General features: G+C 42.3%; 17 protein-coding genes and 1 pseudogene. 6 read left to right on the top strand and 12 right to left on the bottom strand.

From position 1 onward, the window contains the following. Nucleotides 1–74 precede the first annotated feature (74 nt). From D8847_RS05670 to treP, 3 genes are all read right to left on the bottom strand, one after another. Nucleotides 75–320: a YneF family protein gene (locus D8847_RS05670; RefSeq protein WP_000364980.1), complete on the bottom strand. Its 246-nt coding sequence runs from the start codon at nucleotides 318–320 to the stop codon at nucleotides 75–77. A gap of 265 nt (nucleotides 321–585) precedes the next feature. Continuing rightward, nucleotides 586–2,211 carry an alpha,alpha-phosphotrehalase gene (gene treC, locus D8847_RS05660; protein ID WP_125840919.1) on the bottom strand — a complete coding sequence of 542 codons (1,626 nt, stop codon included), beginning with the start codon at nucleotides 2,209–2,211 and terminating at the stop codon, nucleotides 586–588. Nucleotides 2,212–2,274: 63 nt separating this feature from the next. Next, the gene (gene treP, locus D8847_RS05655; protein WP_185757930.1) at nucleotides 2,275–4,242 is read right to left on the bottom strand and encodes a PTS system trehalose-specific EIIBC component; all 1,968 of its coding nucleotides are present in this window, start codon (nucleotides 4,240–4,242) and stop codon (nucleotides 2,275–2,277) included. Nucleotides 4,243–4,426: 184 nt separating this feature from the next. Between treP and treR the strand changes: the two genes are divergently transcribed. After that, a complete protein-coding gene (gene treR, locus D8847_RS05650) occupies nucleotides 4,427–5,140 on the top strand; it encodes a trehalose operon repressor (protein WP_084868933.1) in 714 nt (237 codons plus the stop codon). A 253-nt stretch (nucleotides 5,141–5,393) separates the two neighbouring features. Then, the gene (locus D8847_RS05645) at nucleotides 5,394–10,337 is read left to right on the top strand and encodes an SIALI-17 repeat-containing surface protein (RefSeq protein WP_125840917.1); all 4,944 of its coding nucleotides are present in this window, start codon (nucleotides 5,394–5,396) and stop codon (nucleotides 10,335–10,337) included. A 69-nt stretch (nucleotides 10,338–10,406) separates the two neighbouring features. On the opposite strand, the gene mraY is transcribed toward D8847_RS05645, so the two are convergent. Genes mraY through rsmH form a run of 4 tightly spaced genes read right to left on the bottom strand, consistent with a single transcriptional unit; the run spans nucleotide 10,407 to nucleotide 14,926 of the window. After that, nucleotides 10,407–11,387 (bottom strand): phospho-N-acetylmuramoyl-pentapeptide-transferase, encoded by a 981-nt coding sequence (mraY, locus tag D8847_RS05640; protein ID WP_125840916.1) that lies wholly within the window; start codon nucleotides 11,385–11,387, stop codon nucleotides 10,407–10,409. Nucleotide 11,388: 1 nt separating this feature from the next. After that, the gene (pbp2X, locus tag D8847_RS05635) at nucleotides 11,389–13,644 is read right to left on the bottom strand and encodes a penicillin-binding protein PBP2X (RefSeq protein ID WP_125840915.1); all 2,256 of its coding nucleotides are present in this window, start codon (nucleotides 13,642–13,644) and stop codon (nucleotides 11,389–11,391) included. Nucleotides 13,645–13,647: 3 nt separating this feature from the next. Next, nucleotides 13,648–13,965, bottom strand: coding sequence for a cell division protein FtsL (gene ftsL / locus D8847_RS05630; protein WP_000840799.1), 318 nt, complete (start codon nucleotides 13,963–13,965; stop codon nucleotides 13,648–13,650). Between the two features lie 10 nt (nucleotides 13,966–13,975). Beyond that, nucleotides 13,976–14,926, bottom strand: a complete 951-nt coding sequence (rsmH, locus tag D8847_RS05625) for a 16S rRNA (cytosine(1402)-N(4))-methyltransferase RsmH (protein ID WP_125840914.1) — start codon at nucleotides 14,924–14,926, stop codon at nucleotides 13,976–13,978. 162 nt (nucleotides 14,927–15,088) lie between these two features. Here rsmH and D8847_RS05620 point away from each other — a divergent pair, with 162 nt between their 5' ends. From D8847_RS05620 to D8847_RS05605, 4 genes are read left to right on the top strand one after another with little or no spacing between them, the layout of a single operon-like run. After that, nucleotides 15,089–15,283 (top strand): helix-turn-helix transcriptional regulator, encoded by a 195-nt coding sequence (locus tag D8847_RS05620; RefSeq protein WP_070567830.1) that lies wholly within the window; start codon nucleotides 15,089–15,091, stop codon nucleotides 15,281–15,283. Between the two features lie 15 nt (nucleotides 15,284–15,298). Further along, entirely contained in the window at nucleotides 15,299–15,841 is a 543-nt protein-coding gene (locus D8847_RS05615; RefSeq protein ID WP_125840913.1) for a DUF3278 domain-containing protein, read from the top strand. 10 nt (nucleotides 15,842–15,851) lie between these two features. Continuing rightward, nucleotides 15,852–16,193 carry a hypothetical protein gene (locus D8847_RS05610; RefSeq protein WP_070697437.1) on the top strand — a complete coding sequence of 114 codons (342 nt, stop codon included), beginning with the start codon at nucleotides 15,852–15,854 and terminating at the stop codon, nucleotides 16,191–16,193. A gap of 12 nt (nucleotides 16,194–16,205) precedes the next feature. Continuing rightward, complete coding sequence (locus tag D8847_RS05605; RefSeq protein ID WP_125840912.1) at nucleotides 16,206–16,745, top strand: DUF3278 domain-containing protein; 540 nt, start codon at nucleotides 16,206–16,208, stop codon at nucleotides 16,743–16,745. Between the two features lie 113 nt (nucleotides 16,746–16,858). Here D8847_RS05605 and D8847_RS05600 read toward each other — a convergent pair whose 3' ends face one another. From D8847_RS05600 to D8847_RS05580, 5 genes and pseudogenes are all read right to left on the bottom strand, one after another. Next, on the bottom strand, nucleotides 16,859–17,473 hold the full coding sequence (locus tag D8847_RS05600; RefSeq protein WP_125840911.1) for a TipC family immunity protein: 615 nt from the start codon (nucleotides 17,471–17,473) through the stop codon (nucleotides 16,859–16,861). A 10-nt stretch (nucleotides 17,474–17,483) separates the two neighbouring features. Beyond that, nucleotides 17,484–17,951 (bottom strand): hypothetical protein, encoded by a 468-nt coding sequence (locus D8847_RS05595; protein ID WP_125840966.1) that lies wholly within the window; start codon nucleotides 17,949–17,951, stop codon nucleotides 17,484–17,486. After that, a complete protein-coding gene (locus D8847_RS05590) occupies nucleotides 17,948–18,556 on the bottom strand; it encodes a TipC family immunity protein (protein WP_125840910.1) in 609 nt (202 codons plus the stop codon). The genes D8847_RS05595 and D8847_RS05590 overlap by 4 nt, the downstream gene beginning before the upstream one ends. Before the next feature lie 4 nt (nucleotides 18,557–18,560). Then, on the bottom strand, nucleotides 18,561–19,172 hold the full coding sequence (locus D8847_RS05585; protein ID WP_125840909.1) for a TipC family immunity protein: 612 nt from the start codon (nucleotides 19,170–19,172) through the stop codon (nucleotides 18,561–18,563). Nucleotides 19,173–19,184: 12 nt separating this feature from the next. After that, nucleotides 19,185–19,893, bottom strand: a pseudogene (locus D8847_RS05580) (hypothetical protein); the annotation flags it as partial.

Below are 19,893 nucleotides of genomic sequence, written 5' to 3'. Positions count from 1 at the left end.
AGGAAAAAGTCTTATCCTTGAGAACTATTGAACATAGTGAGAAGTCTGGAACTTTCATCCCAGACTTTTCCTATTTATTTCTTTTTATTGTTAGCAAGGGCTGCTTTTTGTTGGCGGATAATTTGGTGGTAAACTTGTTGTACCTTGGCTTCGCTTGGCTTTTGACCATTTGCACTCAAGAGAGCACGAACCGCCTCAGCGTTCAAACGTGGGTTGTCCGCAAATTCTTTTTCGATTTGCTTACGAACCAAGTACATCCCTCCTAGAGCTCCTCCTAGAAAAGCTAACACAATCAAGATAATTGCTAAAAGTAAATCCATTCTTTTTCTCCTGTTTCTTTTTGAGTCTTCTATATTATACCATAAAGTGACTTTCCTGACTAGTTTGTTTTACGCTTTCAAAAAGGGCAATAGACGACAAAAAAGGAGCCCTGCATTTCAATGAAAGAGAGCTCCTTGCTGCGTTTATGCTCAATAAAAATCAAAGAGCAAACTAGGAAGCTAACCGCAGGTTGCTCAAAACACTGTTTTGAGGTTGCTGATAGAGCTGACGCGGTTTGAAGAGATTTTCGAAGAGTGAAGAGTACTATTTTACATAAATAGCCAGTGTTTGATAAGGTTTGAGCAGAATTTTTTCAGACACTTCTACATCTTCATAGTTTGAAATCAGAATCTGTCCATTTTGGTAGGCTACTGGCAGGTCAATTTCTACTTCTGTGGCATAAAAGTTATTGAGGACCAGTAACTTTTCATTCTCATACTGTCGTTCAAAGGCATAGACTTGCTTACTGTCTTCAAAAGCTGGTTTGTAGTTTCCTTCTGAAATGATTGGCATTTCTTTACGAAGTCGAATCAAGTTTTGGTAGAAGGCGAAAATTGGGCCTTTGATTTCATTTTCTACGTTGATGTGAGGGTAGGATTTTCCTGCCTTCAGCCATGGAGTGCCTGTTGAAAATCCTGCATTTTCTGAGGCATCCCACTGCATGGGAATGCGTGAATTATCTCGTGACTTAGCCTGAATAATCTGGAAGGCTTCTTGCTCACTTTTCCCTTCTTTTAAGAGCGTCTGATAAGCATTGATAGACTCGACATCCACATAGTCAGCCATGGAATCATAGCCTGGGTCAACCATGCCAATTTCCTCACCCATGTAGATATAAGGTGTCCCACGTGACAGGTGAATGCTGGCAGCCAGCATAGTCGCCCCTTCCTTGCGGAAATGTTGAATATCGACAAAACGATTTAAGGCTCGTGGTTGGTCGTGATTGTTCCAAAAGAGGGCGCTCCAGCCGTTTTTGTCACTCATTTCCTTGCCCCAGCTATGGTAAAGACTTTTCAACTCTTCGAAATCAAAGGGAGCTAAAGTCCACTTCTGCCCATCCTTGTAGTCCACCTTGAGATGATGGAAATTAAAGGTCATGGATAATTCTTGACGGTCAGGTGACGAATAGAGGACACAGTTTTCCATGGTGGTTGAAGACATTTCCCCAACTGTCATAAAACTATCATCTGATCCAAAAGTGGCTTGGTTCATCATGCGCAAATAGTCATGAACGATGGGCTTGTCTGTGTAAGCTGGCTTCCCTTCATTTTCAGGACAGTCCACCAAGACCTCATCCTTACCGATCAAATTGATCACATCAAATCGGAAACCTTTGACTCCCTTGTCTCGCCAGAAATTAACAACCTTGAAAAGCTCCTTGCGGACATTGGGATTGCGCCAGTTAAGGTCAGCTTGGGTCTCATCAAAGAGGTGGAGGTAATATTTCCCCGTATCCCCGAAAGGCGCCCAAGCAGAGCCACCAAACTTAGACTGCCAGTCTGTCGGTTGGTCTTGGATGAAGAAAAAGTCTTGGTAGTACTGGTCGCCAGCTAGGGCTTTCTGAAACCATTCGTGTTCTGTCGAACAATGATTGAGCACCATATCTAACATAAAGTCAATCTTGTGCTCCTTACCGACACGCACCATCTCCTCAAAATCAGCCATATTACCAAAAAGAGGATCCACTGCCATATAATCTGAAATATCGTAACCATTATCCCGTTGAGGGCTTGGATAGAACGGATTGAGCCAGACCATATCCACGCCCAGTTTGGCTAGATAGGGAATTTTTTCGATAATCCCACGGAAATCCCCAATACCATTTCCAGTGGTGTCTTTGTATGATTTTGGATAGATTTGATAGACTACTTTTCCTTTATCAAGTGTCATCTGTTTCTCCTTTTCTGATAAAAGGGAGGAACTGATGTTCCTTCCCTATTTGTGTTATTTCGATTAGATTCGTGTAGCGACCATGAGAGCTGCCCCAGCTTGGATAGTTGTTGGATAAGTTCCAGTGATAGTCGCTGCATAAGCATCCTGGTTCGTGATGATAACTGGAGTTTCTGTCACGAGACCTGCAGCCTTAATGACATCTATATCAAAACGAATCAGTTTCTGACCAACTGTGACGTGGTCTCCTTGGGTTACAAGACTTTCAAACCCTTTGCCATCAAGATCGACTGTATCCATACCGATGTGGATGAGCAATTCCACCCCCTCATCAGAGACAATACCGATGGCATGCTTGGTAGGGAAAAGAACTGTCACTGTCCCATTGACTGGAGAAATCAACTCACCTTGGCTTGGCTCAATGACTAGACCTTGCCCCATAACACCTGATGCAAAAACAGGATCTGTTGCTTGACTCAATTCTTTCACTTGACCAGCAAGAGGGCTGACAATTTCTACTGGAGCGAAGGTTACTGGTTCATGACTGACAAATTCTGCCTCTTCTTGGGCAACGAATTCTTCCTGCAAGGTTGCATCGTCCTCTGTTTTTGTAAAGAGACCTGCCTTACGGAAGAAGAAAGTCAAGAGCATTGGTACAACAATAGCAACTAGCATGGTTCCTGCAAATGGCAGCATGTATTGAGGTTGAATAGAAAGGATACCTGGTAAACCACCGATACCAATAGAAGCCGCCGTTACATTGAAAGTAACGGACAACATGCCTGCAAGGGCTGAACCAATCATTCCAGCTACAAATGGATAGATGTATTTGACATTGACCCCAAAGAGGGCTGGTTCTGTAACACCGAGATAGGCTGAAATGGTTGCAGGAAGTGAAATCTGAGCCTCACGCTCATCATGACGATGCATGAAATAATAGGCAAATACGGCTGAACCTTGGGCAATATTAGAAAGAGCAATCATTGGCCAGAGGGCAGTTCCGCCGGCATCCGCAATCAATTGTGTATCGATGGCATTGGTCATATGATGCAAACCAGTGATGACAAATGGAGCGTAGAGGGCACCAAAAATCGCACCGAAGAGCCATTTAACTGGACCCGTCAAACCTGCCAAGACAACTGCTGAAAGTCCTTGACCAATTGTCCAACCGATTGGTCCCAAAACAGTGTGAGCCAAAATTAAGGCTGGAATCAAGGATAAGAAGGGTACAAAAATCATGGAAATGACTTCTGGAATATGCTTGCGCCAGAAGATTTCTAGATAAGACAGACTCAAACCTGCAAGCAAGGCTGGGATAACTTGAGCCTGGTAACCAATACGATTAACCGTAAAGTAACCAAAATTCCATACCCAGTTGGCTGCGATTTCTTCTGTTGAAGTAGACGCTACTGCATAGGCATTGAGCAACTGAGGTGAAACCAAACAGATCCCGAGAACAATTCCCAAGATTTGGCTGGTTCCCATCTTACGAGAAACAGACCAGGTAATTCCTACTGGCAAGAACTGGAAGATCGCTTCGCCAGGCAACCAGAGGAAGTGATTAACCCCTGACCAAAACTGAGAGGATTCTGTGATGGTCTTACCATCCAACATTGACCAATGCACACCTTCCAAGACATTACGGAAACCGAGGATCAGTCCTCCAACTATCAAGGCTGGAATAATCGGTGTAAAGATTTCTGCTAGAGTGGTCATGACACGTTGGACCAGGTTTTGATTACTCTTAGCTGCAGACTTGGCTGCTTCTTTAGAAACACCCTCAATGCCTGAAACAGCTGTAAAATCATTATAAAAAATCGGCACGTCATTCCCAATAATCACCTGAAATTGACCTGCATTGGTAAAGGTCCCTTTGACAGCTGGAATCGACTCAATAGCCTTGACATTGGCCTTCTTTTCGTCTCCGAGAACAAAGCGCATCCGCGTCGCACAGTGGGTGACAGCAGTGACATTCTCCTTGCCTCCGATCGCTTGAAGCAGATCTTTGGCTTCTTGTTCAAATTTTCCCATTTGATTCTCCTTATACTTGTCAAAGCAAGTTTTATTTGATAAGACTATTGTAAACGATACCAAACTTGTAGGCAACTTGTTCGTTGTAAAAAGAGGATATTTTTGTACATTTTCTAGCACTTGTANGGTAAAATAGATACAAGTTTGTATAGAATAAAATTCAAAACCTATTTAAGGAAGCAAGATGAAGAAATACCAACAATTATTTAAGCAAATCCAAAAAACCATTCAAAACGAGACTTACGCTGTCGGAGATTTCCTCCCCAGCGAGTACGAACTCATGAATCAGTATCAGGTGAGCCGTGACACCGTTCGAAAAGCTCTGTCCCTCCTCCAAGAAGAAGGATTAATCAAAAAGATAAGGGGGCAAGGTTCTCAAGTCGTCAAAGAAGAAACGGTCAATTTCCCTGTCTCTAACCTAACTAGCTACCAAGAACTGGTTCAAGAACTTGGACTTCGCTCTAAAACCAATGTGGTCAGTCTGGATAAGATCATTATCGATAAAAAATCCTCACTGATAACCGGCTTTCCAGAGTTTCGGATGGTGTGGAAGGTAGTCCGCCAGCGTGTGGTGGATGACCTGGTATCGGTTCTGGATACGGACTATCTGGATATGGAACTAATCCCAAATCTCACTCGGCAAATTGCTGAGCAGTCTATCTACTCGTATATAGAGGACGACCTCAAACTCCATATTGATTATGCTCAGAAAGAAATTACTATTGACCACACGGGTGACCGAGACAAGATTCTCATGGACATTGGCAAAGACCCTTATGTTGTTTCAATCAAGTCAAAAGTCTATCTCCAAGACGGGCGCCAGTTTCAGTTCACCGAAAGTCGCCATAAATTAGAAAAATTTCACTTTGTTGACTTTGCCAAAAGACATCCGAAATAAACACCTACAGTTGGGAATACTCTCAACTGTTTTTTAGTAGTAAATAAAGGAGTTGAGAGTTGGAAAAGAGTGACTGCTTGCTACTTATTCTACTATTTTAAGAAAAAGCAATCTCAAATATGTCTCTTGCTAAAAAGCTATTGACAAATGCTAGGCGACCATTAGAATGGGAAGTGAGGAGATAAATAGAAACAAAATAAACGAAACTGCCTCATAAAATGTAAGCGGTTTCGAATACACAAAGGAGGGTTTTATGAAAAAACACTTTTGGGAGAAATCCTGTCGCTATAGCATCCGCAAGCTGACGGTTGGGACTGCTTCTGTTTTACTGGGAGCTATTTTTCTAGTCAACCACACTGTAGCCGCAGACAGTGTTGAGGTCAAGCAAACTGAACCAACCTCTGTCGAAACTATCACTAAGCCTGATAGTGAACCCAAAGCAGCTGAAGCTACTGAAACTACAAAACCATCTCTAGCAGAAAGTCCAGTAGTTTCCGAAAGCAAGCCAGCTGAGGAGACTCCGAAGACAAATAGTCAAGCTAGTGAAGAAGCCATTGTAGAAGCTAAAGAAAATAAGGAACCTGAAAAAGCAGATCAGCCGGTGACAAAGCAAGAAAACTATCAACTCAACTACGATCAGCCAACAGCTCCCTCCTATGATGGATGGGAAAAACAAGCCCTTCCTGTCGGAAATGGAGAGATGGGAGCCAAGGTTTTCGGTCTCATTGGGGAAGAGAGAATCCAGTACAACGAAAAGACCCTCTGGTCAGGAGGACCACAACCCGATAGCGCCGACTATAACGGAGGAAACTACAAGGAACGCTACAAGGTCTTAGCAGAGATACGTAAAGCCCTCGATGCTGGTGACCGCCAAAAAGCGAAACAACTAGCTGAACAAAATCTAGTTGGACCAAACAATGCCCAGTACGGACGTTACCTAGCCTTTGGAGATATCTTCATGGTCTTTAATAACCAGAAGAAAGGGTTAAATACTGTAACAGACTATCATCGTAATCTAGACATCACCGAAGCCACTACGACCACTTCTTACACCCAAGATGGGACGACCTTCAAACGCGAAACCTTCTCCAGCTATCCTGATGATGTCACCGTGACCCACTTGACCAAAAAAGGAAACAAGACACTTGATTTTACCCTTTGGAACAGTTTGACAGAAGACTTGCTTGCTAATGGCAATTACTCTTGGGAATATTCCAACTATAAGAACGGTCATGTCACTACAGATGCAAACGGAATCCTTCTAAAGGGAACTGTCAAAGATAACGGCCTCAAATTTGCATCCTATCTAGGAATTAAAACGGACGGAAAGGTGACTGTTCAGGACGAAACTCTGACCGTTACAGGCGCAAGTTATGCGACCCTCTATCTCAGTGCCAAGACTAACTTTGCTCAGAATCCAAAAACCAACTATCGAAAAGACATTGACCTCGAAAAAACAGTTAAAGGGATTGTCGAAGCAGCTAAGGCCAAAGACTACGAGACACTGAAAAAGGCCCATATCAAGGACTATCAAAGTCTCTTTAACCGCGTTAAACTAAACCTAGGCGGAAACAAGACTGCTCAAACGACTAAAGAGGCCCTTCAAGGCTATAACCCAGAAAAAGGGCAAAAATTGGAAGAACTCTTCTTCCAATACGGACGTTATTTACTCATCAGTTCGTCTCGTGATCGGACGGATGCCCTTCCTGCCAACCTACAAGGAGTCTGGAATGCTGTAGACAATCCACCTTGGAACGCTGACTACCACCTCAACGTCAATTTGCAAATGAACTATTGGCCAGCCTACATGAGCAACCTGGCTGAAACAGCCAAGCCAATGATCAATTACATTGACGACATGCGCTATTATGGTCGTATCGCTGCTAAAGAATACGCTGGTATCGAATCCAAAGACGGACAAGAAAATGGTTGGCTGGTCCACACCCAGGCGACACCATTTGGCTGGACTACTCCAGGTTGGAATTACTATTGGGGTTGGTCTCCAGCTGCTAATGCTTGGATGATGCAGAACGTCTATGACTATTATAAGTTCACCAAGGATGAGACTTATCTCAAAGAAAAGATTTATCCAATGTTGAAGGAAACCGCTAAGTTCTGGAATTCCTTCTTGCACTATGACAAGGCCAGTGACCGTTGGGTGTCTTCTCCATCCTACTCACCAGAACACGGGACCATCACCATTGGAAATACCTTTGACCAATCGCTAGTCTGGCAGTTATTCCACGACTACATGGAAGTCGCCAACCATCTGAATGTCGACCAAGACTTAGTCACAGAGGTCAAGGCTAAATTTGACAAACTCAAACCACTTCACATCAACAAAGAGGGCCGTATCAAGGAATGGTACGAGGAGGACAGTCCGCAATTCACAAATGAAGGGATTGAAAACAACCACCGCCACGTTTCCCATCTAGTTGGTCTCTTCCCAGGTACGCTCTTTAGCAAGGACCAGGCTGAATATCTAGAGGCTGCGCGTGCTACCCTCAACCACCGTGGAAATGGTGGTACTGGTTGGTCTAAGGCCAATAAAATCAACCTCTGGGCTCGTTTGCTGGACGGTAACCGCGCCCATCGCTTACTCGCTGAACAGCTTAAGTATTCAACCCTAGAAAACCTTTGGGATACGCACGCGCCTTTCCAAATCGACGGCAACTTTGGAGCAACCAGTGGGATGGCAGAAATGCTCCTCCAATCTCATACTGGCTATATTGCGCCATTGCCAGCCCTTCCTGACGCTTGGAAGGACGGTCAGGTTTCTGGCTTGGTTGCCCGTGGAAACTTTGAAGTCAGCATGAAGTGGAAAGATAAAAACCTGCAAAGCTTGTCCTTCCTGTCAAATGTCGGCGGAGACCTGGTTGTAGACTATCCAAACATCGAAGCCAGTCAGGTTAAGGTCAATGGCAAACCAGTCAAAGCAACGATTCTTAAAAACAATCGCATCCAACTAGCAACACAAAAAGGTGACGTCATTACCTTTGAACACTTCCCTGGTCGCATAACCAGTCTGACAGCAGTTCGACAAAATGGAGTCACCGCCGAACTCACCTTTAACCAAGTAGAAGGCGCTACCCACTATGTCATCCAAAGACAAGTAAAAGACGAATCTGGCCAAGCTTCTGCAACCAGAGAATTTGTAACCAATCAAACCCACTTTATTGACCGATCACTGGATCCGCAACTCGCCTATACCTACACCGTCAAGGCTATGCTGGGCGAGCTTGCCACACAAGTGTCTGAACAGGCCACTGTCGAAACCTATAGCGAGTTGATGGACGACCGAGATAGTCGTATCCAGTACGGAGCTGCCTTTGGAAACTGGGCAGACTCAGAATTATTTGGAGGAACAGAGAAATTTGCTGACCTTTCAAAAGGAGACTACACAGACAAAGACATCACTGCTACCATTCCTTTCACCGGCGTTGGTATCGAAATCTATGGACTGAAATCGTCTGAACTAGGTCTTGCCACTGCTAAAATGGATGGCAAAGAGGTCGGAGAGCTTGACTTCCATACTGCTGAGGCAACTGAAAAAGGTAGTCTCATCGGTCGCTTCACAGGATTATCTGACGGACCTCACACATTGACTCTTCGTGTTAAACGTGAGCACAAAGGACGTGGTAGTGAGCGCTCGAAGATTTCATTAGATTATTTCAAGATCCTAGCAGGAACAGGCAATTCAATTGAAAAAATAGATGATCGTGATTTGCGCATCCAGTATGGTTCCCAGTTTAAGGACTGGTCTGACCCTGAACTCTACGGTGGTACGGAAAAATACGCTGATATTAACAATAGCGACTCTAGTGCAGCTTCAGAAGCTCAGGCAACCATTTCCTTTACAGGGACGGGCATTCGTATTTATGGCTTGAAGAGTCTTGCCCTTGGACGAGCACGTGTTACACTAGATGGCAAAGAAATGCCAAATCTAGACTTCTACACTTCAGGTGCAACCGAAAAGAGAGCCTTTATTGGCGAATTTACAAATCTTACTGACGGTTCGCACACCCTGACATTACAAGTGGACCCAGATTCGCCAGAAGGTCGCAAGAAAATCTCTCTAGACTCCTTTGATATCATCAAAGCTCCAGCTGTTGGTTTAGATAGCCCAAGTATCGCGCCTCTTAAGGAAAATGACAAAACCATTTCCTTAAGCCTACCATCTGGAGATTGGGAAGCCATCGCAGTGACCTTCCCAGGAGTCAAAGATCCTTTAGTCCTACGCAAGGTGGATAAAACGCATCTGGTTACAAGTGGAGATCAGACCGTGCTATCAATCCAAGACAATCAAGTTCAAATCCCAATTCCTGAAGAAACCAATCGCAAAGCTGGAAATGCCATTGAAGCTTATACCATCCAAGGAAATACCACAAGCAGCCCTATCGTAGCCGTCTTTACTAAAAAGGATGAAAAAAAAGTTGATGAGAAGCAACCAACTACAAGCAAGGGAGAGGAACCAGCTCCTACTGTTGAAAAAACTGAGTACACTGAGCCTATCGGGACTGCAGGGCAAAAAGTGCCACCTATTGTTGAAAAACCTGAATACACCGAACCTATTGGAACCAGTGGAGATCAGGCTGCTCCAACCCTTAGTCTTCCTGACTATCCAGTTCAAGTCTTAAAAGATAAGAAGACTGGAGTAGAAATCATCGGTGGAGCCAGCGACTTAGAAGGAATTTCTCACGTTTCTAGCCGACGTGTCTTAGCTCAAGAACTCTTTGGCAAGACCTATGATGCTTACGACCTACAGCTTAAAAATCTAACCGATCATAGCTTGCAGCCAAAAGGCTCTGTCTTGGTTCGCTTGCCTATTTCAGCCAACGTAGAAAAGGTCTACTATATTACTCCGACCAAGGAGTTGCAAGCCCTTGATTTCACCGTTCGAGACGGCAAGGTAGAATTCATCACTAGTCATTTCAGTACCTATGCTGTCGTCTATCAAGCTACTGGAACAACCTCTAACACAGAGGAAAAACCAAGTGCTTCAGATACAGAAACCTTAGCACACGAGGCTGAACAACTTTCAGCTAGTCCGAGTCTTGCTAAAGCTGGAAATCATTCTCCTAAAGAAGAACTTCCAGCGACAGGAGAAGCGTCCAACCCACTCCTCTTCTTAGCAGGCCTCAGCCTAGCCCTCACAGCCACTTTTATGTTAAAAAGAAGAAAGGATGACTCCAACTAACCTTTAAGCACGCAAAAACAGGATGAAGATCACCTTCATCCTGTTTTATTTTGTAATTAAAAATTAGTTTTACAGTAGGTATAAAAAGGCTAAGGTTAAGAGACTTGCTAGAAGCCCAACTCCCCAAAAGAAGAAGTCAACTTTCCACTCGCTCCAAGGATTGCCTTTGCCTGATAATCCTCCAAGCTCAAAATGATGATGCACAGGTGTCATACGGAAAATACGCTTTCCACCACTAAATTTGAAGTAGGTAACCTGCATCATAACAGAGCTTGTCTCAAAAACATAGATAATCCCAATCAGCAAAAGGGTCCATTCTTGGTGGAGCGCCATAGAGATTGCTGCCAGCATTCCACCAAGAGCCAAACTTCCCACATCTCCCATAAAGACCTTGGCAGGTTTGTGGTTAAAGACGAAGAAGCCTAGCAAACCACCAATCATGGCAAGAATCACAAGAAGAATATCCAGTTGATTTTGCATATAAGCAATCACACCGTAGGCCGACAGGCTAATCACTACGGAAATACTTGCTAAGCCGTCGATCCCGTCAGTCAGATTCACCGCATTTGAAAAGCCAACTAGCCAGAAAAGGGCAAAGAAAATATAGAAAATTCCCAAATGAACTTGGTAACCAAAGACTGAAAGCATATCGCCACCGCGCTCATAAAAGAGGTAGAAAATCACTCCTCCAAGGAGCTGGAGAGCAAGTTTTTGCTTAGGATTCAAGCCTTCGTTAATCTTACGGAAAATTTTGAGGAAATCATCCAAAAAACCTACCAAACCATACAAAACCAAGATAAACAAAATCATGCCTACATTGTTAGTCAATTGTTGGGTAAAGAGAGCGATAAGGAAGCTCACTACTACTGCAACGATCAGGAAGACAAGACCTCCCATGGTTGGAGTCCCAGCTTTAGCTTGGTGTTGCTTGACATCCTCGTGCATCTGCTGTCCTGTAATCTGTGCTTTTCGATAAAATCGGATAAAGGCTGGAATACCTATCAAGGTCAATAGAAAGGCTAGAACTCCAGCATTAATGGAACTAATCATCTTAATCTCCTAAAGTTATTTTCATTTTTTTAATGTCTTTAAGGGCTGTATTGGCACGGACACTTTGTTTCTTGACCGTTTTGCCACTACCTTCCCACTCGACTTCTATATTCAGCCATTTGGCAAATGTTTGCACATTTTCATCTGTCCAGCCATACATATCAGGCATTTCTTCGACCTTATCTGACAGGATCAAGATTTGCTGATTGGCTTCCAAATTATCTCCTTCAGAAACCGAGAGTTCCTTGATCTTGGTTCCTGTTCCGATAACGATTGGTTGGACAAGGTTACGACGCAATTCCTCTGCGAGGTCACCTGGGGTAAAGTCCTTGGTAGCTGGCATGGCATAGCTTGTCGTCTTGCTGACCTGATCTAAGCTCTTGGCAGTTGACTGAAGATTGAGGGATTCTTTCATAGCAGAAGCTCGCTCAAGGATTGGGTTGGCAAACTCCCCAAGCTGAACACCTGAATAATGCTCTGGCTGTTGCACCGTCACATAGAGGATAAAGTCAGGATTTTCTGCAGGATGCATCGACACAACAGAGAAGATATTGTTGGTTTCACCTGTCAGGTAGCCCCCATTCTTCTCATCGGCAATCTCAGCAGTCCCTGATTTCAGAGCGACATTCTGACCTGGAACATTGACATTTGGTTTTCCTGTACTGTGGTTGTACATGGTACCGTAGACAGGATCTGTTCCGACCATGACCATGTGCTCCCGAGTAGAGGACGCTGCTGCTTTTGACACAGGATTTCCGACAATTTCCTTTTGAGACTTACGGACAGACTGGTCATTCGGGTCATAGAGGGCACTGATAAATTTCGGCTCCAACATAACCCCATCATTGGCAATGGCTGTAAAGGCACGAAGCATCTGGGTCTGGGTAACAGAAATCCCTTGTCCAAATGAACTCATGGCGATATTGACAATGTTATCAGCAGGCAATTGACCTGTGTACTCATCTGCCAAACCAAAACGAGTTGGCACCCCAAACTTAAAGCGGTTAAGGTAGTCCAGCCAAGTTGCATCTCCCATCTTTTGCTCAAGCAAGGTCATTCCGATATTACTTGAGTGGGCAAATCCTTGAGAGAAGGTCATGGTGCCACCACTAGTCAACCCTTCATTGACGTCCCAATCTCGAATGGTCGCATCAGCTATTTTCAATTCACTACTGTTAAAATATTCTCCACCAGGGAAGGTATTGTTATCAATAGCTGAGGCCAACATCATCACCTTCATAGTTGATCCTGGCTCATAGTTACTTTGATAGAGGATATCACGCCAGACAAAGTCTTTTGTGATGCCATCCTTGGTATCGGCATTGAAGGTCGGTCGTTGGGTTGTAGCGAGGATTTCCCCTGTCTTAGCGCTAACTAAGGTAGCTGTCATATACTTGCCTTTTACCTTTTCTTGGAAGGCATCCATCTGAGTTTCCATAAAGGATTGCAAAGGACTAGAAAGGGTCGTGTACACATCCTTTCCGTCTACCGTGTGTTGGGAAGCCTGCTCCGTACCCGGAACAATATTTCCCAGACGATCCTTCTCATAGGTGATAATCCCATCTGTACCTGCGAGAATGCTATTTAAAGAACTCTCCAAACCAGATGTTCCAATCAAGCTCTTGGTGCCATCCTCATTTTCATGGAGTTGTGCTAAACCGATAAAGGAAGAAGCAAACTGACCATTGGGGTAACTACGATTAGGGCTGGTTGTAAAGTCAACTCCCTCGACACCAGCAGTTTTGAGGTCGTTTTTAATGGCTATCATATTGGCATAGGTAATCCCATTTCCATTGGTACCAAAGGATACCTGTTTTAGATCTGGCTGAGAAAGCTGTTCTTTGACATAGGACTCCTCCATATCCAAATACTTATGGAAAATTTCAGCTACCTTATTAAATTGAGAATCCTCTACATAGAGAATTTTGCCTGTTGCTGACTTGTAGGTCTTGTCAATAATAGCATAGATATTATAAGATGTCGCATCTTCTGCAATAGGCGTACCATTACGATCGTAGATGGTCCCCCGCTTGGCTGGAATCGTCTTGGTTGTTTGGTGAACCTTTTTGGCTTCTTGAACCAAGTCCTTACCAAATTTTTTACCCGTTCCGATAATGACCGCAAAGTTGACCAAAAAGACAGCGAAGAGTATGACAGCCAATAAACTCAGGCTTTTCCCTACTCTTCTGCGGTTTTCTTCTGGAGATTTACGATTACGAACGGCATAACGGATGATTTTTTCTTTCCACTGTTTCATTTCTTACTCCGTTGCTCGGATATTTTCGTTATTCAGCTGTAAATTCTTAGAGTTTGCAATTTCTTTCAAACGTTCTGAACGAATCAATTCATTGACCTCTTGCTTGGCATCGTCTAGCTCGGTTTTCTTTTCTTCGATTTGAGCATTGACCTTGGTCAATTCATTCTGAACTTGTAATAGCTTGGTCTGCATAAACACAACGCTAACTGCCAGGATAATCATTGTTGCAGCAATCGAAACATAGAAGGCCTTTTCCACACGTGAAAAACCTTTAAACTTCGTTTGCAATAACTGGCTTGTTTTTTCGATTCTTTCTGCCATGTTTTTCCTCTTACTTGTGAATTTTTCTAGCCACGCGCAACTTGGCTGAATACGAACGGTTGTTAGCTTCTAGCTCTTCAGCACTTGGCAAGATTGGCTTACGGGATACCAATTCCATCTTGGGCTTAAGGTCATCTGGAATGAAGGGCAAGCCTTTGGGAACTTCCACTGTTGAAGCTTCTTTGAATAATTGCTTGGTCAAGCGGTCTTCCAACGAATGGAAGGTAATGACCGAGATTCTCCCATCTAGAGCCAGCATGTCCATGGCCTGCTGGATGGATTCATCTGCAGCGCCCAGCTCATCATTGACTTCGATTCGGATAGCCTGGAAAATCTGCTTGGCAGGGTGCCCCTTTTTCTTGAGCTCCTTGGCAGGCTTGGCCGACTTGATAATCTCTGCCAACTCCGTCGTTGTCTCAATTGGTTTCACCTCACGCGCTTGCTCAATCTTGCGGGCAATCTGTTTAGAAAACTTATCCTCACCATACTTGAAAAAGATCCGAACCAGGTCATGATAGTCATAATGATTGACCACTTCATAGGCCGTCAGACGAGCTTCCTGATTCATCCGCATATCCAGTGGCGCATCCTTTTTATAAGAAAAGCCACGTTCACGCTGATCTAGCTGAGGACTGGACACTCCCAAGTCATAACAAATTCCATCAATTTCCTGGACACCAGCCTCCTGCAAACGTGCCTGCAAATGACGGAAGTTATCCTTGATAAAGGTTACCATCCCCTTTTCGATATAGGGTGCCAACCGTTTTTGCGCATTGTCAATGGCATTCTGATCCTGGTCAAAAGCATAGAGATGCCCTTTTTCGCTCAATTTACTTAATAAATATTCGCTATGGCCTGCTCCGCCCAAAGTCGCATCAACGTAGATACCGTCAGATTTTACGTCAAGCATATCAATCGTTTCATGAAGCAAGACCGTTACATGATGAAATTCTTTTGTCATATCCTATCTATTTTACCACAAATCTGACCAGCTTGCACTTGTCAGACAAGGCTAAGTTTCTTCGAAAAAAATTCTCAAAAAAATGTCGTGTATACTTGACACACCATCTCCAAAAGAATATAATATAGTCAAATATATGCGACACATCAGAAAGGAGACCCTATGAATCGTGTTAAAGAATTCCGCAAGGAACTGGGCATTTCTCAGCTCGAGCTCGCCAAAGATATCGGTGTCTCGAGACAGACCATCAACATGATTGAAAATGACAAGTACAATCCAACCCTGGAGCTCTGTCTCAACCTCGCCCACAGCCTCCAAACTGACCTCAACAGTCTTTTTTGGGAAGACGATTTTTAAAAAAGGAGCAAACAAATGAAAAAAGAAACTCTCACTGAAAAACTCATCAAACGCACATACGGCATTTCTGGCCCCCTTGACGAACACAAACGGCGCGAGGCCGATCGTATCGGGAATCAGGTCTTTATCGTTCTCTTTTATCTGATGATATTTGGCAACCTCATCCCCTTTGTCCTTGCTTACAAATACCCGCAAATTGTCGCTATCAGCTATCCTCTCGTAGTGTTTGGCATTTCGATGATAGCTGCCCTCTATGTGGTCTCTCAAACCAAAAAAACGGGCATCACAGCTATTGATCCCGAAATGCTGAGTCAGAAAGAAAGCAAACAGCTACATTTTCCTGGTCTAAAAGCCGGTCTGATCTACGGCATGGGCATGTTCTTTGGAATACCGCTACTGAATGTCCTAACCGATGATAGCAAGGATTATCTTACTTCTCTTTTAAATACAGGACATTTTGTATCAACTATCCTAGCTACCTTCTTCTTCGGATTGACCATACAAATTATCGTCTCTCTTCGCATTCAAAAAGCCAAGAAAGACCAAGAAGACGACTAGGAGGTGCCTTATGAAATCACTAGCTAGACTACTGATCAGTCATGTTTTTATCAGTATCTTTGTTACCTTTTTCCTACTTTCTGGACATATTGAGCATCCTTTCTTGATTATCTTTCTTTTATTCCTTCCTGTATTGAACAAGGGACAGAGATTCCAGAAAATCCAATCAAAAAAAATACATCTTCTAAACGCATCTCTCTGTTTTATCCTCGTATCCTTTCCACAACTTTTAACAAATCCTATGGATTGGAGATACCTGGTATTTCTAATAATCTGTATCATTTTTAGTTTGGTTTACTTCTATACTCTCTATCAACTCTTTAAAGAAGTCAATCAAAAATCGCTCATTTAGGAGATTACTCCCATGAAAAAAGAAGATTTCACCACTCGCTTACTCAAACTATTCTTTCACATACAAGGGCCTTTTGATGAATGCCGTCAAGAGATGATTTACAAGGCTTGTGCCCGTGCCTTGATCCAAATCGTATACTCCTCCCTCCTACTCTTCTTGTTCTATCTCCTATTTGGACGCTTCATAGAGTTGGTTCGAGATGCCATGCCCTACCTCTATTTTGGACTTATCTTCGTCGTCTCATCTAGGGCGAGACTAGCAGTTCGCGACTTACATTTAGACAAGGATGACCCGTCCGAAATCCATCACAAAAGCTACAGCAAAAGTCAAATCAAAGTTCGTAGTTGGGGTGTATTCATCAGTATTCCAATTGGCTTGTTTGTCTTATCAGCCTTTCACAAACTCTTTGTTCAGCATCTTCCCCTCAATACCTTTTGGGACAATCTCTCCCAGTTCGATAAAATGCTCCCTTTACTAGTCTTGGGTTTAGGAATTGGAGCCATCTTTGGAAGCATGACCTACACCTTTTTATCGGAACACGTTAAAAAATAGAGCAAGATTCGCTAATTTCTCATTTTATAGGCAAAGAATCCCACCTAGTTCGTTCTAGGTGGGATTTCCACTTCAATTCATAGAATATTTTCCAAAATATCTACTGACCCTCGTCACCAATTCTCCCACTGGGTTTCAATCTTGACATCGCCATAATTACTTGGCGAGAACTTGCTGTCATAGATGGTACACCAGTATTTTAAGACTTTCTGATTGACGATTTCGTCGTAGTAAGAATCTAAGTCCTTAGCTGTAATACCGTACTTCTCTAGGTAGGATTTCACTTGGGCCTCATCTTCGATATAAGTTTCCGATCTATTTTCATAAATCAGAATTTTTTTAACTAATACTTTTTTATTAAATTCGTAATGAATAACAAAGTTAATTTTTTCTCCTGAGTTAGCATATCTTTCAAACCAAATATTTATACCTTTACTACCATCAAAATTAAACCGTAGTTCCAAATTCTTCGCATCGCTTCCAAGAGAAGAATCATCGTATGTTATTATTGATTCATACTTATCCGTTTCATTCATATTCGAATCATAAAGCTTTCGATTTTTTACTGTCACATTTTTTAAGTCATTGAAGTTATAATAGCCCAAATAATTTTTTGCCGTTTCCTGATAAATCTCATCAAAAATATTTTTAGGTTGATGGAAAAAAAAGTAAAAACAAGATAATACAATTAGTACGAATAACGCTAATAGACCGAGTGTTTTTTTCATAATCCTCCTCCTAATCAGCCACTGCTTCCAAGCGATTTAAAAATGTAGATACATCTGGATATTTTTTCTCAATATATTCTTTAATAGATGCCTCACCCTTTCTCAGTATATCCGCAGGCGCTACCCCTGCGTAGATTGTACCTTTGACATGTTTCCAATCTTTATTTTTTAAGAATTCCCTTTCTCTCTGATAGGAGTCTTTTTGTAGGTCAGCATAGTAAGAAGAGATTGCTTGGTCATAGGATTGCCCATTTTGCATACGGCCGATAAGGTTGACCGAGTCCAAATCCGCCTTGTAGTCATCCTCTCCGATACTTGGCTTCATATCGTTTGCATTAAAGGTCGTATCTCCCTCCCAGCCAGAAAGGTCCTTGACACGCTCTCTACCGCCATAGAGATCGGCTAACTGAACTTGATTAGGATTAAGATGAGTGGCCATAGTGATGGAATGATGGGTAAAGTCTGCATGACCTGTCACCAATTCTCCCACTGGGTTTCGACTTTCACCTCGCCATAGTTGCTTGGAGAATACTTACTGTCATAAATCGAGCACCAGTCCTTTAAAACTTTCTGGTTGATGATTTCATCATAGTCTTTGTCTAAATCTTCTTTGGAAATATTATTTTTTCTTAAATATTCTCTTACTTTTTCTTCATCATCAATAAATTGACCTGGTTTCCTTGGCTCTTCAAAAATCGCAAGCTCCTTTTTGAGTACTTTCTTTTGCATATTATAGTGCACCGAATACCATAGGGTAATATTCGAATTAGTCTTCCTTTCAAAAAGAATCAACACTCCCTTTATACCTTCTCCAAAATTAAGGTTAATGGTTATATCACTATAGCCTTTGGGAAGAGTTTTATACTTTCCAAGGGGAGTATAGGATATATTTGGGTCATCACTTGGCCAACCGGCCCTGATTTTAAACCCATCTATGTTTCTTAAAATATTATTTGACCGATAAGTTTCCTCCGTTCCTTGATAGATTTCATCAAAAATATTTTTAGGTTGACGCACAAAAAAGTAAAAACAAGATGATACGATTATCACGAATAAAGCTACTAAGCCTAGGATTTTCTTCATGTTATCACCAATTCTCCCACTGAGTTTCAACCTTAACCTCACCATAGTTGCTCGGTGAATACTTGCTATCATAAATGGAGCACCAGTCTTTTAAGACTTTTTGATTGACGATTTCGTCGTAGTAAGAATCCAAATCCTTAGATGTGATACCGTACTGCTCTAGGTAGGATTTCACCTGAGCTTCGTCTTCGATAGATTTATCAGTTCCATCTTGGTTTATGAGTAGCTGTACATTTTTTTGAAATAATTTTTCTTTTGTAAGATACCTACCAAAAATGAAAATTCTTAGCCCATTACTTAATTCCTTCTCAAAAGAAACAAAGACTGTATTTGTATCTTTTGTAAAATGAAATATTAAATCAATATTTTTATAGTCATATGGAGTTTTCTGTTTTTGATAAAGTACATAAGAATAAAATTTAGAATCATTACCATACTCTTGATATTTATGTACCTCAACATCTTTCAACTGATTAAAAATATTATTTCCTAAATAAGTTTTCTCAGTTTGTTGGTAGATTTCATCAAAAATGTTTTTAGGTTGACTAGTAAAAAAATAGAAACATGATGATATGATTATCACGAATAATACTATTAGACCGAGGTTTTTCTTCATTAACTTTTCCTCCTAATCTGCCACAGCCTCTAAGCGATTTAAAAATGTTGATACATCTGAATGGTTTTTATCAATATACTCTTTAATAGATTTTTCACCCTTTTTCAGTATATCCGGGGGCACTACTCCTGCATAAATTGTACCTTTGACGTGTTTCCAATCCTTATTTTTCAAAAATTCTCTTTCTCTCTGAGAGGAATCTTTTTGAAGGTCAGAGTAATAAGAAGTTATGGCTTGGTCATAGGATTGTCCCTTCTGCATCCGGCCGATAAGATTGACTGAATCAAGGTCTGCTTTGTAGTCATCTTCGCCAATGCTTGGCTTCATATCATTAGCGTTAAAGGTTGTGTCTCCTTCCCAACCTGAGAGGTCTTTGACATGCTCTCTACCACCATAAAGATCTGATAACTGTACTTGATTAGGATTAAGGTGAGTCGCCATCGTAATAGACTGGTGGGTAAAGTCTGCGTGACCCGCTCCATTGTTAGAATAGGCCTTTAGTTTGCTATCCCAAAACGTATCAAAATCATCAACTTTCCCGTAAGCTTCTTTATATTCACTTTTAGCCGACTTGTATTTTTGGGGAGTGTCTGTTTTCATTTTAGTTGAAAAATTTCCTCCACCAGCTAGTGTATGTTGCAATCTAAGGTTATAGTACAATTCTTTGGCCTTTTCTTCTTTCAACCCCAGTTCTTGATAAATTTCAAGAATTGGTTTCAAT

The organism is Streptococcus mitis (assembly GCF_003942795.1).
GTDB classification, from domain to species: Bacteria; Bacillota; Bacilli; order Lactobacillales; family Streptococcaceae; genus Streptococcus; species Streptococcus mitis_BJ.
Note: the sequence above shows the minus strand (reverse complement) of the source record. Positions and strands in the feature narration are given on the sequence as shown.

Bases quoted from the DNA above. Each gene is read 5' to 3' on its own strand.
- D8847_RS05670 (WP_000364980.1), bottom strand. From the start codon at position 320: ATGGATTTACTTTTAGCAATTATCTTGATTGTGTTAGCTTTTCTAGGA.
- treC (WP_125840919.1), bottom strand. From the start codon at position 2,211: ATGACACTTGATAAAGGAAAAGTAGTCTATCAAATCTATCCAAAATCA.
- treP (WP_185757930.1), bottom strand. From the start codon at position 4,242: ATGGGAAAATTTGAACAAGAAGCCAAAGATCTGCTTCAAGCGATCGGA.
- treR (WP_084868933.1), top strand. From the start codon at position 4,427: ATGAAGAAATACCAACAATTATTTAAGCAAATCCAAAAAACCATTCAA.
- D8847_RS05645 (WP_125840917.1), top strand. From the start codon at position 5,394: ATGAAAAAACACTTTTGGGAGAAATCCTGTCGCTATAGCATCCGCAAG.
- mraY (WP_125840916.1), bottom strand. From the start codon at position 11,387: ATGATTAGTTCCATTAATGCTGGAGTTCTAGCCTTTCTATTGACCTTG.
- pbp2X (WP_125840915.1), bottom strand. From the start codon at position 13,644: ATGAAACAGTGGAAAGAAAAAATCATCCGTTATGCCGTTCGTAATCGT.
- ftsL (WP_000840799.1), bottom strand. From the start codon at position 13,965: ATGGCAGAAAGAATCGAAAAAACAAGCCAGTTATTGCAAACGAAGTTT.
- rsmH (WP_125840914.1), bottom strand. From the start codon at position 14,926: ATGACAAAAGAATTTCATCATGTAACGGTCTTGCTTCATGAAACGATT.
- D8847_RS05620 (WP_070567830.1), top strand. From the start codon at position 15,089: ATGAATCGTGTTAAAGAATTCCGCAAGGAACTGGGCATTTCTCAGCTC.
- D8847_RS05615 (WP_125840913.1), top strand. From the start codon at position 15,299: ATGAAAAAAGAAACTCTCACTGAAAAACTCATCAAACGCACATACGGC.
- D8847_RS05610 (WP_070697437.1), top strand. From the start codon at position 15,852: ATGAAATCACTAGCTAGACTACTGATCAGTCATGTTTTTATCAGTATC.
- D8847_RS05605 (WP_125840912.1), top strand. From the start codon at position 16,206: ATGAAAAAAGAAGATTTCACCACTCGCTTACTCAAACTATTCTTTCAC.
- D8847_RS05600 (WP_125840911.1), bottom strand. From the start codon at position 17,473: ATGAAAAAAACACTCGGTCTATTAGCGTTATTCGTACTAATTGTATTA.
- D8847_RS05590 (WP_125840910.1), bottom strand. From the start codon at position 18,556: ATGAAGAAAATCCTAGGCTTAGTAGCTTTATTCGTGATAATCGTATCA.
- D8847_RS05585 (WP_125840909.1), bottom strand. From the start codon at position 19,172: ATGAAGAAAAACCTCGGTCTAATAGTATTATTCGTGATAATCATATCA.